We start from the raw sequence: 13,517 nt of genomic DNA on the forward strand, positions 1-13,517 counted from the left end.
CCGCTATGGTGCGTCGGCCGGACGAGCGGGATTCGTCGGCACGCGGCTTCATACGGCCGTCCGTGCGGTGGCTGCGCCGAGCGTCCGTCGGCGTCGAAGCGATGACGTGTGCCCGGTCGTCGGCGGCAAACCCGAACCGGCGCGGGCGACGAGCGGGTTCGCGACCGAACGGGGCGCGATGGAAGAAAGGAGGATGATCCCGCCGGCCGGGACGGGGCATGCCCCGCTCGGCTCGATCGTACGGATCAGGAAGGAGATGAAGCGTCCGCCCGGTTCGACCGGCTGACGCGATGCCCGGCAAGGGCACTGCCGGCGACGCAGCCGCCGCCGGCAGCATGCGGCGTTCGCGGGCGGCATGCCGCCCGCGACACCGGTCAGTGACCTTCGCTCGCGCCGAACATCGACTTCGCGTAGGTGATGCCGAGGCCGTATGCGCCGCCATGTTGCACGGCGGTCTTCGTGGTCTGCGCATACGTCTCGGTACGCGCCCAGTCGCGCTGCAGCTCGAGCAGGTATTGCAGCGACGTCATCGGGCGCGCGCCGGCCTGGATCATGCGCTGCATCGCGCGCTCGTGCGCTTCGTCGGATACGTCGCCGCATGCATCGGCGATCACATACACTTCGAAGCCCTGATCGATCGCCGACAGCGACGGGCCGACGATGCAGACCGACGTCCACAGCCCGGCGAGCACGATCTTGCTCTTGCCGATCGCGTTCACGCGCTCGGCGATGCGCGGATCTTCCCAGGTGTTCATCGACGTGCGGTCGATCAGCTTTTCCTCGGGGAAGACCGACGTGATTTCCTCGTACATCGGACCGGAGAAGGTCTTCTCGGCGACCGTCGTGAGGATCGTCGGCACGTTGAATTCCTTCGCGGCCTTCGACACGAGCGACGTGTTGTTGCGCAGCAGGTTCGGATCGATCGACTTGGTCGCGAACGACATCTGCGACTGGAAGTCGATCATGATCAGCGTGTGATTGGTCGGGTTGATCAGCGACTTGCCGGGTTGGGCCGAAGCGGTGGGCATTGCAATTCTCCAAGAGTAGGTCGGGCGCCGAAGACGATCGACGCACGGGTTGGGCCGCGCCGATATCGGATCGGCACAGCCTGGAAGGGTGTGCATCCATGCGGTGCGCGCGGCACGCGCGACACATGGGTGCACGGCGGACGAGCGGCGGCGCCGCCCGTCGCGTTTCGGCGAAGGAAACCGGCCGGGTGGCCGGCGTTAGAACGCGAAGCAGCTGCAGCCGAGCGCGCCCCAGAAACCGTTGTGGTCGCTCACGGGCACGTCGTTGCGCCACGCGGCCAGATGGCCGTGCCCGTGCACGCCGCACTGGTTCGCGCAACTGTCGATGCAGGCGCGGGCAGCCGCGACCGGGCGATAGCGGCTGTAGCCGCCGAACTCGGCCACCGGCGACCACGCGGGGCTGACCGGCAGCGGCGGCGGCGCGAGCGGCGCGAATTCCTCGTCCGCGTGCACGACCTTGCCGTTCACGACCGTCAGCACCGACGACAGGTATTTGATCTGCGGCTCGTCGACCGTGAAGTAGTCGTCGGTGAGCACCGCGAAATCCGCGTACTGGCCGGGCACCAGCGCGCCCTTGTGGTCGTCCTCGTTCGAGAACCAGGCGCTGCCGACGGTATAGCGGCGCAGCGCTTCCATGCGGTCGAGCCGGTTGCGCTCGCCGTACAGCGCGGTGCCGCCGACGGTGCGCCCGGACACCATCCAGTACAACGACACGAACGGGTTGTAGCTCGCGACGCGCGTCGCATCGGTGCCGGCGCCGACCGGCAGGCCGGCGTCCAGCATCGCGCGGATCGGCGGCGTGCGCATGGCCGCGTCGGCGCCGTAGCGCGCGATGAAGTACTCGCCCTGGAACGCCATCCGGTGCTGGACCGCGATGCCGCCGCCGAGCGCGGCGATCCGCGCGATGTTCGCGTCCGAGATCGTCTCGCAGTGGTCGAAGAACCAGCGCAGCCCGTTGAACGGGATCTCGCGGTTCACGGCTTCGAACACGTTCAGGAAGCGGCTGATGGATTCGTCGTAGGTCGCATGCAGCCGGAACGGCCAGCGGTTCTGCACGAGCAGGCGGACCACCGCCGTCAGCTCGGCTTCGAGCGTGTCGGGCAGGTCGGGGCGCGGCTCCAGGAAATCCTCGAAGTCGGCGGCGGAGAACACGAGCATCTCGCCCGCGCCGTTCACGCGCAGGAATTCGTCGCCGTCGCCGGGCTTCGTCATCTTCACCCACTTCGCGAAATCCTCGATCTCCTGCTTCGCGTTCTGCGTGAACAGGTTGTAGGCGATGCGCATCGTCAGCTCGCCGCGTTTCGCGAGATCCATGATGACCGCGTAGTCGTCCGGGTAGGCCTGGTAACCGCCGCCCGCGTCGATCGCGCTCGTCACGCCGAGACGGTTCAGTTCGCGCATGAAGTGCCGCGTCGAATTCACCTGGTCGTCGTAGCCGAGCTTCGGGCCTTTCGCGAGCGTCGAATACAGGATGCCGGCGTTCGGCCGCGCGATCAGCATCCCGGTCGGGTTGCCGTGGCGATCGCGCCGGATCTCGCCGCCCGGCGGGTTCGGCGTGTCCTTCGTGTAGCCCACCGCGCGCAGCGCCGCGCCGTTGAGCAGCGCGCTGTCGTACAGGTGCAGGATGAACACCGGCGTATCGGGCGCGATCGCGTTGATTTCGTCGAGCGTCGGCAGACGGCGTTCGGCGAACTGCAGCTCGTTCCAGCCGCCGACCACGCGCACCCACTGCGGCGCGGGCGTGCGCTGCACCTGGCGGCGCAGCATGTCGAGCGCGTCCGCGAGGGACGGCACGCCGTCCCAGCGCAGCTCCATGTTGAAGTTCAGGCCGCCGCGAATCACGTGCAGGTGCGAATCGTTCAGGCCCGGGATCGCGGTGCGGCCGTTGAGGTCGACGCGCGGCGTGTCGCCGCGTGCGTGGCGCATCACGTCGTGTTCGTTGCCGGCGGCGAGCACGCGGCCGTCCTTCACCGCGAGCGCGGTGACGAACGAGCGCTTGTCGTCCTGTGTCGCAATCTTGCCGTTGAAAAAGATCGTGTCCGCGATCGGCACGTCGTTCGTCTGGGCTGTCATCTGGCGTTTCCCTTGAGTACTCGCGCGGCGAGTCGTGGAGGCGTGCCGGCGCGCTGTCGCGTGTCGGCGTCGTACTCCAACGTTAAGGGACGCGCGGATGAAAGTCCTGAGCGGCGTCTTAAACGATCTGAAAGGAAACGATCGAGGCGGGTGGGGGCGGTGTGAGGCGGATGGTGCGGTTGCGCGCAGGCCGGGTCGGCGGCGTGCATGACGGGTGCGCGGTCAAGCGTCGGACGGATGGCTGCCCGCGCCAGCCCCGGCCGTGAATGGACGAATCAGCCGGTCGATTTGTCGGGCGCCGTGAAGCGCTCGACCAGGTCGGGACGGTCGAGCTGCTCGACCCACCAGTGCAGCGCGCGGCCTGCTTCGTCACCGCGCCACGCGAGATAGCAGTGCGTGGTGTCGCGCATGCCGGTCACCTGGCGGGCGACGAGCCTGCCGTCGGCGATCGCGCGCGCGGCGATGCATTCCGGCAGCGTGCCGACCGCGAGCCCTTCGCACTGCGCATCGAGCTTGGCCGCGAGCGTCGGCACCGCGAGATACGGCTGGCCGGCGTCGATCGCGACCGACTGCGGTTGCAGTTCGCGCGACGTATCGCTGATCACCGCGCCGCGATACTGGACGACCGACGCCATCGGCAGCGGCTCGGGCAGCGACGCGAGCGGATGCGTCGGCGCGACGGCGAAGACGTGCCTGAGCGAGCCGATCGGCCGCGCGACGATGCCCGGCAGCTCCGGCGGGTCGCCCGCCGCGCCGACGACCAGATCGGCGCGGCGCGAAATCAGCGCGTCCCATGCGCCGCCGAGCACTTCGGTCGACAGTCGCAGCCGCGTGTCCATCCCGAGCGCGTAGAACCGGTGCACGTACGGCCACAGCGCGTCGAATGGCAGGATTTCGTCGATGCAGACGCGGACTTCGGTTTCCCACCCTTGCTGCGCACGCTGCGCCTTGATTTCGAGCTGCTCGGCCGCACGCAGCAGGCGTCGGCCTTCCTCGACCACGATGCGTCCCGCATGCGTGAGCTTCGCGCGCCGCCCGCTGCGGTCGAACAGCACCACGCCGAGATCGCTTTCGAGTTTCTGCACCAGGTAGGTCAGCGAGGACGGCACGCGATGCAGCAGTTCCGCGGCTTCGGCAAAGGTGCCGGTGCGGTCGATCGCGTCCAGCGCCTCGAGCGCTTCGAATGACAGCTTCATCGCGGGTTCCGGGAGGAGGGGCTCGCGCATCATACCAGCGCATGCGCGGTACGGGCAGCGCGTCCCACCGCGATTTGCTAGACTGGCGAGCCTCGTCATTCGCCGCTCGCGTCAACCGATGACTGCGCCTCAGTCAGACACCGCCACCTCCGATTTCATGCCGGCCGACGTGCGGCAGACCGTCGTTACCCAGACGTTGCCGAAAGGGCAGGTCGGCATCAGCCGGCTGAAGACGCTGCGCAGGAACATGGGGCTGACCGCCCCCTACACGCCCGAGCACTCGGATCTCATCGTCCTGCAGTTGCGCCCGTTCGGCGAACAGGAGCTGTGGCTCGACGGCCGCCGCGCGCCGTTCGTCCCGTACGACGCGGGGACCGTGACGATCCACGACCTCGACCGCAACTGGGTGGCGGATCTCAAGGGCGCGTTCGATTGCCTCCATTTCCACCTGCCGCGCCATACGCTGGAGGAGACGGTGGACGACCTCGGCGGCCGGCAACGCCCGCAACTCTACCTGCCGCCTCACCTCAGCGCGAACGACCCGATCATCCATGCGCTCGGCCGCGCGTTGCTGCCGGCGCTGTCTAGCCCCGACCAGGCGTCGCAGCTCTTCATCGATCATGTGGGGCTGGCGTTTCAGGCACACGTCGCCCATCGGTACGGCGGCGTCGGCGAGCGGCGGGAAAAGTCGGCCGGCAAGCTCACGCCGTCGCAGGAGCAGCGGGCGAAGGAACTGCTGCTCGAACACCTCGACGGGAAAATCGGACTCGCCGATGTGGCGAGCGCCTGCGGCCTGTCGCGCGGCCATTTCGTCAAGGCGTTTCACCAGACGGCCGGGATGCCGCCGCATCGCTGGCTGATCGTGCAGCGCGTCGAACGGGCGAAGACATGGTTGCGCAACCCGCAGATGCCGCTGAGCATGATCTCGGCGGCGTGCGGGTTCGCCGACCAGAGTCACTTCTCGCGCACCTTCACGCGCCTGACCGGCGTCAGTCCGCGCCGGTGGCGCATGGACAATACCTGAGTCGCCGCTGACGATACCGGCGCCGCGGGCAGCGCGTATGCCGGCGCGGCCCGTCGTCTGCGACGCGCCCGGACGCGCGCGCCGCCCTTCGCGTCGTGCCTGCCGGCGACGCCTACGAATTTTCCCGAACACCGCGTCACATCCACCCGGTATGATCGCTGCGCCCGCGCGCGCCGCGGCGGGCCGGCGCATGCCGGTGCGCGCGCGATCGACTTCGCCGGCACGACCATCACGACATCCCGGGACGGGCGCCGGCGCACGGCGCCGGTCGATCCGGCCGAACGGGCCAGGACAGCACGACGGAGTATTGAAGCGATGCGGACGCAGACAGGCGCGATACGGCGCACCATGACGATCGTTGCGGGCGGGACGTTGTGCGCGGCGGTCGCGGGCGGCGCGCAGGCGCAGGCATCGGGCACGGCGGCGGCGAAGGCAGGCGCCGCCGCGGCCGTGCTGCCGGCAATCGACGTGCAAGGAACCGCCGATGCCGCGTCCGCCGGGCTCGTCGGGCGGCGGACCACGGCCGGCACGAAGACCGACACGCCGGTGGCCGAGATCCCGCAAACGGTCAATATCGTCACCGCGCGGCAGATCGAGATGACCGGCGCGGCCGACCTGAACCAGGCGCTGCGCTACGTGCCGGGTTTCTCGACGTTCGGCGCCGACAGCCGGACCGACTGGTATGCGGCGCTGCGCGGCTTCACGCCGACGCTGTACGTCGACGGCGTGGCGGCGCCGAATACGGCCGTGATCGCGAACTGGCGCGTCGATCCGTACACGATCGATTCGATCGCGATCCTGCGCGGCCCGACGTCGGTGCTGTACGGCGCGGGCGAGCCCGGCGCGATCGTCGACGCGCACACGAAGCGCGCCGATGGCGAACGCGTGCGCGAGGCCGGCGTGCAGATCGGCAACGATGCGCGCAAGCAGGTCATGCTCGATGTCGGCGACACGCTCGATCCGGACGGCAAGTATGCGTACCGCTTCGTCGGCGTCGCGCGCGACGGCAACGCGGTGACGGGCCCGAACGGCGATCGCCGCGTCGCGCTCGCGCCGTCGTTCCGCTGGCGGCCGGACGCCGATACGTCGCTGACGGTTGCCGCGACGTTCCTGCAGGACAGCGGCGACATTTCGTCGAACTTCCTGCCCGCGTCGGGCACCGTACTGCCGAACCCGAACGGCCGCCTGTCGCAGGACATCTACATGGGCGATCCGTCGTTCAACGACTACCGCAAGAAGCAATGGTCGCTCGGCTACACGCTGGAACACCGCGTGAATGCGATCTGGACGCTGCACCAGGACGTGCGCTGGTCGCACCTGTCGCTGGACGATGCGACGGTGTTCGGCAACGGCCTCGCGCCGCGCAGCACGACGAACATGATGCGTTTCGCGGGGCTGTTCCAGCTCAACTACAGCCGGCTCGACGTCGACCATCACGCGCAGGCGCGCTTCGGCACGGGGCCGCTCGATCATACGCTGCTGTTCGGCCTGCAATTCGACCGGCAGACGACGACCAACAGCGTGTGGCTTGCGCTGGCGCCGTCGCTCAACCTGTACCACCCCGTCTACCGGCCGGTGACGGCCGCGATCTTCGCCGGCCCGACGTCGCTCGGTCATGTCGACCAGTACACGGCGATGAATGCGGTCGGTGTGTATGCGCAGGACCAGATCCGCTGGCGGCGCTGGACGCTGACGCTTGGCGGCCGCGAGGACGTCGTGAATGCGCGTTTCGACGACCGGACGGCCGGCACGCAGGCGCGGCAGGACGTCAGTGCGTTTTCCGGGCGCGTCGGACTGACCTATCAGGGCGACGCGGGGGTGTCGCCGTACGTGAGCTATTCGACGTCGTTCGATCCGGTCGTCGGCGTGCGGATGTTCGGCGGCGGTTTGCCGAAACCGACGCGCGGCGCGCAGGCCGAAGCCGGGCTGCGCTGGCAGCCGCCCGGCAGGAACCTGATCCTGAGCGCGGCCGTCTACCAGATCGACCAGACCAACGTCGTGACGCCGACGCCGGTGAATCTCGACCCGACCGGCACGACGTCCGTGCAGACCGGCAAGGTGCGCTCGCGCGGCATCGAGCTGAGCGCGGTCGGCAAGATGACGCGCGAGCTGTCGATCGTCGCGTCGTATGCGTACCAGGACGTCAAGAACGTGCAGGCGAACGATGCGTCGCTGAACCACTGGCCGGTGTCCGTGCCGCTGCCGCGGCAGATGGCGTCGATGTGGGCCGACTGGACCTGGCGTACGGGGGCGCTGTCCGGGCTCGGGATCGGCGGCGGCGTGCGCTACCAGAGCGCGTCGGCCGGCGCGCCCGACAATTCGCTCACGGTGCCGAGCGCGACCTTGTATGACCTCGCGTTGCATTACGACCTGCCGCACTGGCGTTTCGCGCTGAACGTCGCGAACCTGTTCGACCGGCGCTACGTCAGCGGTTGCCAGTCGTACGCCGTCTGCGTGTTCGGCAACGAGCGGACCGTGCTGGCCAGCGCGAAATACGACTGGTGACCGCGAGCGGGCCGAGCGCCGCTACGCGCCGCGCTGCGGTTCGCGGGTCGCGGCGCGCGAGCGCGCCCGGCGCTGGCGCCGCCACTCGGTCGGCGTGACGCCGAAGCGTTCGCGAAAGGCCGTCGCGAAATTGGCCGGCGTGGAAAAACCGATTTCCTTCGCGATGCTCGCAATGCTGAGCGACGTCGAACCCAGCAGATCCTGCGCGATCCGCAGCCGCTCGTGCCGCAGATACTCGAACACCGTCTGCCCGAGATTGTCGCGAAACGCGCGCGACAACCGCTTTTCATGCGTGCCGACCGCGCGCGCCAGTTGCTCCACCGTCGGCGGGTCGTTCAGCGTGCGCGACAGGTGGCGGATCGCCGCGCGCACGATGATGCCGTCGTCGTCGCCGGCCGCGAACGAGCCGTCCGCCGGCGCCGTATCGGCCGGTCGTTCGCGCGTCGTCCGCGCGAGCTGCACGCGAATGCGCGCGACCACTTCCGCCGGCTCGAATGGCTTCACGACATAGTCGACGCCGCCGATTTCCAGCCCTTCGAGGCGTTCGTGCAACGCGCCGGCCACGGTCAGGAAAATGACCGGAATCGCGCGCGTGGCCGGATCGGCGGCGAGCAGCCGGCATGCGGTGAAACCATCCATCCGCGGCATGCGGACATCCATCAGGATCAGGTCGGGCAACAGTGCCTGCGCGCGCTGGCATGCCTGCATGCCATCGGACGCGATGCTGATCCGGCAGCCCGTGCTGCGCAGGATGTCGGTCAGCAAACGCAGCTGGTCGGGTTGATCGTCGACGACCAGGATATGGGCGTCGCGCAATGCGGAGGTCGATGAAGGCATCGTGCACCTGTTCTGGAAAGGCGGTTGGATGCGTTTCCGCGGGTGGCCTGCCCGGTGCGGGGGAAACGTCATGCGCCGCTCTATGACGATGCATCAGCGCATCGCACGCTCGCATCGGTTCCGGAGGTTGGCGGCACGGCGCGGCAGCAACCGGCCGCCCGATGACACGGCGTTCGTTTTTTGATCGTCGGGCCGGTAAAGACACGGACGATTGCCGGGCGCGCATCGTGAGGATCGCGACTGCGGAAATCAATGCGAGCGGAATTGTAGGAGCTTATTTCGAATCCCGCCAGACGTGTCCGGAATATTCGCGCCATTCCGCTTTCCCGATTTTTAAAATGGCGGATTACGACAAGAGTGCCGCGCTTCGACATGCGTCGCCGCTCATGGTTTACGCGAACATCCTCCGCTTAACCATTCCATTGCTCGGTCGCGGGATTATCGTTTCGAGGTCGAATCGAATTTAAATCCGCTTCGGCAAAGCATTTGTCCTCTCCATAAAACATTTCGATTAATACCGGTGGCGCGAAATCGTTTGCGAGATGTCCGTATTTTGCGCAAGTCATTGAATGAATTGAATTTCACAATCTATAAAGAATGTCGTCTTTAATAATTCTAGATCGTGTCTCATAATTCGTCCGAACTTTGAACGCCGGGTGGCACAGCGCAACGGAAGGCACCGCAAGTGGTGACGGAAGTTGTGTGATTCGGATCCGAGGCGGCAATCGATGCGCGTCCGGGCGAAGGCTCGCGGCACGGAGGCGAAACGCCGGTAGTCGAAGATGAAATAAAAGAAACGGGGTTGGTCGCGGTCGGCGCGACATCACATCAGAGGTGTGGGTAACGGCAGGTTGAATCTCCGGATTCATCCGGGGAAAGACTCGTCCATAAAGCGCATTACGTATTCCTAATTCAGTTTCCGGATTGACGGAACGGGCCGTAGAACGTGCGGCGTGCCCGGGGGCTTCGATCGTCCTGTCGAAACGGATGGTCGACGCAACGCGCCTCCGGCATGGCCGGACCGGATATCGGAATCGGGTTCCGCACTGAAGTCGCAATCGCAATCGAAGTCGAAGCTTTCATAAAAGTAAGTAGTCCGTATTCAAACCAGACGCTACACAACGGAGCAGAAGACCATGAAGAAGAAGCAGATTTCGGCGCTGGCCGCCGCGATGTTCACGGGCGCGGGGATGCTGATCGCCGGCACCGCGCATGCCGACAATTTCGTCGACCGCGGCAATCCGGACAACGCACTGACCGGGCAGTGCATCGACGGAACCAACCCGCTGTGCGTGGCGACGAAGAGCGGGAACTACGTGGCGGTGAGCACCGCGAACGTGACGCAGGGCACGAATGCGAAGGCCGGCACCAGCGGCATCGCGATCGGTGACCAGTCGAACGCAAGCAGCAACGGCGGCGGCAGCAGCGGCGGCGCGATCGCGATCGGCGTTGGCTCGCAGGCGCTGGCGAACTCGTCCACCGCGATCGGCACGGTGGCCGTCGCGCAAGGCAACACGGCGCTGGCGATCGGCCGCCAGTCGGCCGCGATCGGCGATTTCTCGATGGCGCTCGGCAACGTCGCGGATGCGCACGGCACGAGCTCGATCGCGCTCGGCCACTCGGCGCTGGCCAGCGGCGACCGCTCGATCGCGATCGGCGGCGCGAACCCGACGTCGAGCGACGGCGTGTCGGCCGGCGCGTCATACGACGCGGCGACGCAGACGCGTGCCGGCGGCACGCAATCGGTGGCGATCGGTGCGGGGGCGCAGACGAACGGCAACAACCAGGTGGCGATCGGGTCCGGCAGCATCGGCGCGAACAACGGCGGCACGCCGGTGTTCGGCGGCACGGCCGCGCCGGTCGGCGGAGCGGTGTCGTTCGGCGCGATCGGCAGCGAGCGCCAGCTCAAGAACGTCGCGGCGGGCGCGGCCGATACGGACGCCGTCAACGTCCAGCAGCTGAAGAACGTGAACAGCACGCTCAGCATGGGCATCGGCAACGTCGACGCACGCGTGACGTCGGTCGGCAATTCGCTGTCGACCACGATCTCGAACGTCGACCAGCGCGTGACCAGCGTCGGCAACAGCCTCAGCACGAGCATCGTCACGGCGACGCAGAACGTCGTGAAGTACACCGACAACACCCACGCGGCGATCGCGCTCGACGGCGCCGGCGGCACCACGATCGGCGGCGTCGCGGCCGGCGTGGCCGATACCGACGCCGTCAACGTCGGCCAGCTGAAGGGCAGCGTCGCGCCGCTGCAGACGTCCATCTCGACCGCGGCTTCGACCATCACGAACCTGCAGAACAGCGTGACCGGCATCAACGCATCGCTGAGCACGGCGAGCGCGAACATCGGCAGCCTGCAGGCGGCCGACGCACGCAACGTGAAGTACGACGGCGCGAGCGGCTTCGACTCGGTGACGTTCGCGGGCGCCAACGGCACGACGCTGCACAACGTTGCCGACGGGACGGACGCGCACGACGCCGTCAACGTCGGGCAACTGAGCGGCGGCCTCGCATCGCTCAGCACGAGCGTGACGAACAACCTCAGCACGACGCTCGGCAACCTGAGCACGTCGATCACCAGCCAGATCGGCAACGCGACGAAGAACGCCGTGCAGTACGACAGCGACGCGCACAGCGGCGTCACGTTCGGCGGGACGGGAGCCGCGGCGCCGGTCGGGCTGCACAATGTCGCGGACGGGGTGGCCGCGAACGACGCCGTGAACGTGGGCCAGCTCGGCAAGGCGACCGACACGCTCAACCAGTCGATCACGGCCGTCGGCAACCAGGTGACGACGAATACGGGCAACATCGCGGCGCTCCAGCAGGATGCGCTCCTGTGGAACCCGGGCCTCGGCGCCTACGACGCGAGCCACGGCGGCCATGGCCCGCAACGCATCGGCAACGTCGCGGCCGGCACGAACGGCACGGACGCGGTCAACGTCGACCAGCTGACCGCCGCGATTCACGACGGCACGAGCCAGCTCGATGCGCTCGCCGTGAAGTACGACGATGCGAGCAAGCGGCAGGTGTCGCTCGGCGCCGGCAATGGCGGGAGCCCGGTGCACCTGACCAACGTCGCGGAAGGCAACGTGGCGGCCGGCAGCACGGATGCGGTGAACGGCGCGCAGTTGCGCCGCGCGATCGACGGGACGGCGGCCGCGCTCGGCGGGGGCGCGACCGTCAACCCGGACGGCTCGATCGGCGCGCCGTCCTACAAGGTTGGCGGCGGTTCGTTCAACAACGTCGGCGACGCGCTGACGAACCTCGACGGCCGCGTCGGCAGCAACACGACGACGCTCGAGAATCACGAAACGCGCCTCGGCAATGCCGAAACGAACATCGCGGGCAACACGGCCGCGATCGCCGGGTTGCAGCAGGACGCGCTGCAGTTCGACCCGACGCTCGGCGCGTACAGCGCCGCGCGCGGCGGCGCGCCGACGAAGCTGACGAGCGTGGCCGACGGCAACGTCGCCGCGGGCAGCACGGATGCGGTGAACGGCGGGCAGCTGTCGGGCGTGAAAACCGCGCTCGAACAGCAGATCACGAACGTGTCGAACCAGGCCGGCGAGGCCGTGAAGAACGTCGTCAAATACGACGTCGATCCGAACGGCAACCGGTTGAATTCCGTGTCGCTCGTCGGCGGCGACGTCAATTCGGCGGTCGTGCTCAAGAACGTTGCCGCGGGCACCAGCGATACCGACGCGGTGAACGTGAAGCAGCTGAAAGACGTGCAGTCGAACCTCAACCAGCTAGGCGCGCTCGCGGTGCAGTACGACGACAGCTCGAAGAGCACGATCACGCTCGGCGGCGCCGGCGGCACGCGCATCACCAACGTGCAGGCCGGCACGCTGAGCGCCACCAGCACGGATGCAGTGAACGGCTCGCAGCTGTACGCGACCAACCAGCAGGTATCGAAGAACACCACCGACATCTCGAACCTGCAGGGGAGCGTAACCAATATCGCGAACGGCAAGGCCGGCCTCGTGCAGCAGCAGGATCCGAACGGCGCGATCACGGTCGGGAAGGATAGCGGCGGCACCAGCGTGAACTTCACCGGCACGGCAGGGGACCGCGTGCTGACCGGCGTCGCGGCGGGCGTGAATGCGAACGACGCGGTCAACATGGGCCAGTTCAACACCGCGTTGCAGAATGTCGCGGCCAACGACAAGATCCACGCGGCGGCCACCGATGCGAACACGTCGTGGATCGCGCGCGCCGATGCCGGTTCGATCGGGTCGACGGCGACGGCAACCGGCAAGAACGCCGTGGCGGTCGGCCAGGGCTCGGTCGCCGATCGCGACAACTCGTTCTCGGTCGGCGCGAAGGGCAGCGAGCGCCAGGTTACGAACGTCGCGGCCGGGACGGCGCCGACCGACGCGGTGAACGTGCAGCAGCTCAACGACAACCTGTCGGCGGCGTCGACGCAGGCGAAGGGCTATACCGACCAGCGCATCGGGCAGGTGTATAACGCCTTCAACGACCTGAAGAAGGACATGTACGGCGGCGTTGCATCGGCGATGGCGGTGGCCGGCTTGCCGCAACCGACGGGCGCGGGCCGCTCGATGGTGTCGGCGGCGACGTCGAACTATCACGGCCAGCAGGGCTTTGCGGCAGGGTACTCGTACGTGACGGAGAGCAACCGCTGGGTCGTCAAGGCGTCGGTGACGGGCAACACGCGCTCGGACTTCGGCGCGGTGGTCGGCGCGGGTTATCAGTTCTGAGGCCGCAGCCGTAGCGTCGAGCGCCGCCGGCATCCGGGGATTCGCGGTTCGACCGGTCGCCAGCGGGACATGCGTGGCCCGCGGTCTGTCCGCGGACCTCGGGCCAGCGGCGTTCGATGCCGAT

The 13,517-nt window shown here is 67.8% G+C and carries 7 protein-coding genes; 3 read left to right on the forward strand and 4 right to left on the reverse strand.

All coding sequences use genetic code 11. The features are described 5' to 3' along the window. Positions 1-374: 374 nt before the first annotated feature. From AC1VVG_RS32315 to AC1VVG_RS32325, 3 genes are all read right to left on the reverse strand, one after another. Positions 375-1,028 (reverse strand): hydrolase, encoded by a 654-nt coding sequence (locus tag AC1VVG_RS32315; RefSeq protein WP_482837463.1) that lies wholly within the window; start codon positions 1,026-1,028, stop codon positions 375-377. A gap of 198 nt (positions 1,029-1,226) precedes the next feature. After that, positions 1,227-3,101 carry an amidohydrolase gene (locus AC1VVG_RS32320; protein WP_482837464.1) on the reverse strand — a complete coding sequence of 625 codons (1,875 nt, stop codon included), beginning with the start codon at positions 3,099-3,101 and terminating at the stop codon, positions 1,227-1,229. Between the two features lie 275 nt (positions 3,102-3,376). After that, entirely contained in the window at positions 3,377-4,297 is a 921-nt protein-coding gene (locus AC1VVG_RS32325; protein WP_049033807.1) for a LysR family transcriptional regulator, read from the reverse strand. Positions 4,298-4,415: 118 nt separating this feature from the next. On the opposite strand from AC1VVG_RS32325, the gene AC1VVG_RS32330 reads away from it, so the two are divergent. Both AC1VVG_RS32330 and AC1VVG_RS32335 read left to right on the forward strand, forming a co-directional pair. Further along, positions 4,416-5,321, forward strand: coding sequence for a helix-turn-helix transcriptional regulator (locus AC1VVG_RS32330; protein WP_049033806.1), 906 nt, complete (start codon positions 4,416-4,418; stop codon positions 5,319-5,321). A gap of 315 nt (positions 5,322-5,636) precedes the next feature. Continuing rightward, positions 5,637-7,826, forward strand: a complete 2,190-nt coding sequence (locus AC1VVG_RS32335) for a TonB-dependent siderophore receptor (protein WP_482837465.1) — start codon at positions 5,637-5,639, stop codon at positions 7,824-7,826. A 21-nt stretch (positions 7,827-7,847) separates the two neighbouring features. Here AC1VVG_RS32335 and AC1VVG_RS32340 read toward each other — a convergent pair whose 3' ends face one another. Beyond that, complete coding sequence (locus AC1VVG_RS32340; protein WP_482837466.1) at positions 7,848-8,663, reverse strand: response regulator transcription factor; 816 nt, start codon at positions 8,661-8,663, stop codon at positions 7,848-7,850. Between the two features lie 1,136 nt (positions 8,664-9,799). Between AC1VVG_RS32340 and AC1VVG_RS32345 the strand changes: the two genes are divergently transcribed. Next, positions 9,800-13,393, forward strand: a complete 3,594-nt coding sequence (locus AC1VVG_RS32345; RefSeq protein WP_482837467.1) for a YadA-like family protein — start codon at positions 9,800-9,802, stop codon at positions 13,391-13,393. The last annotated feature ends 124 nt before the right edge of the window (positions 13,394-13,517 follow it).

The sequence above is a fragment of the Burkholderia sp. L-4 genome (genome assembly GCF_056856535.1).